Consider the following 2,633-nt stretch of genomic DNA (forward strand, 5'->3'; position numbering starts at 1 on the left):
GGTCTCATCGGCGGTCTCATCGGCGCCACGGGTTTCATCGGCGCCAGGTTCGGTTGCGACGTCGGGATCGACCTCGTCGGCCCGGCGGAGCTGCTCTTCGGCGCCCATCCGGGCTGTTTCGGCTTCCTGCTGGGTGCCGCGGGCCTGCAGGCGCAGCCGTTCGGCCTCGACCTCGGCTGCCTTCGCGTCGGCTTCGGCGCGGGCTGCCTTGGCTTCGTGGTCCCTGGCGGCCAGCTGGTCGGCCTCGGCCCTTTCACGCATTTCTGCGGCCCGGTTCCGGTCCGCGTCGGTCTTGCGCTTGCGGCTGAAATAGATTGCCACCGCAACGATCGCGAGCACCACAACGATGCCGATAATGATCCCTACGAGCTGTCCTGAATCCACGGTGATTCACCTTTTCCTTCGGTAGCTAAGTAACACCGGCAGTAAAAGCAATTACAGCATTAGTAAACAACACAAACGGGTCGCTGGCCATGGAATAGCCCGCCCTTGGGCGCTACTTCGCGCGCGGAACCGTGAAGTGGGTCAGCCGCGCGTCCTGGCCGTCCAGCTCGGCCCAGGACTTTTCGGTTTCCAGGACAGTCAGGCCGCTGGTGGGGTAGCGGGTGGCGGCGTCCATGTAGGCGTCATGGTTCGAATCGCGGGACGCCAGATGCATGGCGAGGTCCTGCACGCCGGGCATGTGGGAAATCACCATAAGGGTGGTCACGGTATCCGGGACATGGTTGATGACTGCCAGCATGTGCAGGGCCGAGGCTCCGTAGAGGCCGTCCTCGAGTTTCGGGGTCGGCGCCTTGTCCCCCAGTTCGCTGCACACCCAGGTGCAGGTCTGGCGGGTGCGGAGGGCGCTGGAGCACAGGATGAAGTCGGGGACGACGCCGTGCTTCAGGAGCCAGCGTCCGGCCAGCGGCGCTTCCCGGTGTCCGCGCTCTTCCAGCGGCCGGTCGTGATCCGCGACGCCGCCCGGCCAGTCCGCTTTGGCGTGCCGCATGAGCACCAGCTGTTTGATGTGATGCGCGCTCATGGCTCAATCCTAGTGCGGCCAGCCGCCGCGATTCCCCCGTTCCCCCGCCCACCCCAGCCGCGGAGGCCCAAACCCCACAAGGCCGTACCCGCGCAGAGAGGCAGTGCCTTTTGCGAGGGCGCTGAAGCGCAGCGGCACATCCCGAAAGCGCCGTTGTTGCGCGAGGAACGAGGGCAGGCGCCGAGGGATCGTGCCGCGAAAGCGAAAAGCGCCCGCCCCGAGAGGGGACGGGCGCTTCGCACAAGCCAGCCTAGATGGAGTATTCCGGAGCGGCCCAGACTACAACTTCGGGGTGCTCGTAGAACCGGTAGCCCTGGCCGCGCACGGTCCGGACGGTGTTGGCCAGGCGGCCGAGCTTGGAGCGCAGGCGCCGGATGTGCACGTCGATGGTGCGCTCGTTGGGAACCTCTTCGGCGTTCCGCCACAGGCCCTCAAGCAGTTCATCGCGGCCGACGGTGCGGGTGCCGTTCTCGACGAGGTAGTTCAGGAGCTCGAATTCCTTGAAGGTAAGGTTCAGCGATTCGCCGTCGAGCGCCACTTCACGGCGGGCAAGGTCAATAAGCACGCCGGACGGGCGCGGATCCTGGGGCTGCTGCAGCCGCGCGTTCTCGGCGCGCTGGCGGGCCCCCGCCGTCGGATCGCCGAAGGTGGACCGGACGACGTCGAGCGCGGACCCCGGGGCGGACGCCGGGGCGAYGGCGACGGCGGCGTAGCTCTCGGCACCGGAGACCAGGGACTGGGYGTAGGCGCGGATTTCCTGGGCGAGCTTGGCGATGGAAGTGCCGGCAGCCGCCGCGGTCTCCTCGTCAATGCCCATGTAGAGCACAAATCCGCGGGCCACGTTGTCGTTCGGCACGGGACGGACCGGGCCGCCTGCGCCCGGGGCGATCACCGGGGTGGGAGCCGTGGCCGGAGCAGACTCGGCCGCGGGGACGGCGCGGAGCTGGCCGTAGGAATTCGGGTTGTAGCCCTGCGCGGCATAGCCCGGGGCGGGAAAGCTGTTGCCGGATGCGGCAGGGCCAAAGCTGGGACGGCCGCCGAAACCCTGGCGGAGGCCCGCCTGGCCGGCCTTATTGGCGTTACGGACGGAGATGTGGACGTATCCGGATGCAACTGACATGGAATGCTTACCTCAATGTGAATGGCCGTCATCGCGGCTCGAATGCTGATTTCCCCGCAATGAAAACTGGGGAGGGGCGCCCGACGCTGGGCTGGGGGCGAATGCCTATAAACGTTCTGGGGTGTAGAAGTTAGGCGTGCATTCGACAACAGCGCATCTCAGTACCAGCTGGTGCGCTGATCCCGGAAGCTGCGGCTGCAGGTGCTGTTGAGTTCTTGTTCACAATTGAAGTGTGCAACGTAACAATGAGAACTAGCAAGTAACAATGGACTGCCAAGTCCGCATTGTGAGACAAAAAGGGCGATTGTAGCGCAAATCACAATTCTGGCGAGCCCATAAAAAGTCAGCATACTTGCGATACAGGCGCGGTTTGGCCGGTATTATCCGAAGATTGTTCGGGCTGAGCGGCCCATGACCGCTGTCGGTTCATCTACAGCCAGAATGGCGAAATCACCCCTCGGGCTCCCGGGGCCGCGCAGGAGTCCACGG

The 2,633-nt window shown here is 65.4% G+C and carries 3 protein-coding genes; all 3 read right to left on the reverse strand.

All coding sequences use genetic code 11. The annotated features are described in order from the left end of the window. Positions 1–384: hypothetical protein (locus tag AC1DHD_RS15440; protein ID WP_476880556.1), on the reverse strand; the 384-nt coding region annotated here is incomplete at its 3' end. A gap of 112 nt (positions 385–496) precedes the next feature. Continuing rightward, on the reverse strand, positions 497–1,024 hold the full coding sequence (locus AC1DHD_RS15445; RefSeq protein WP_476880557.1) for a SixA phosphatase family protein: 528 nt from the start codon (positions 1,022–1,024) through the stop codon (positions 497–499). Positions 1,025–1,274: 250 nt separating this feature from the next. Next, positions 1,275–2,144 (reverse strand): winged helix-turn-helix domain-containing protein, encoded by an 870-nt coding sequence (locus tag AC1DHD_RS15450; protein WP_476880558.1) that lies wholly within the window; start codon positions 2,142–2,144, stop codon positions 1,275–1,277. Between the last annotated feature and the right edge of the window lie 489 nt (positions 2,145–2,633).

It is taken from the genome of Arthrobacter sp. 05L45_2, assembly GCF_056397525.1.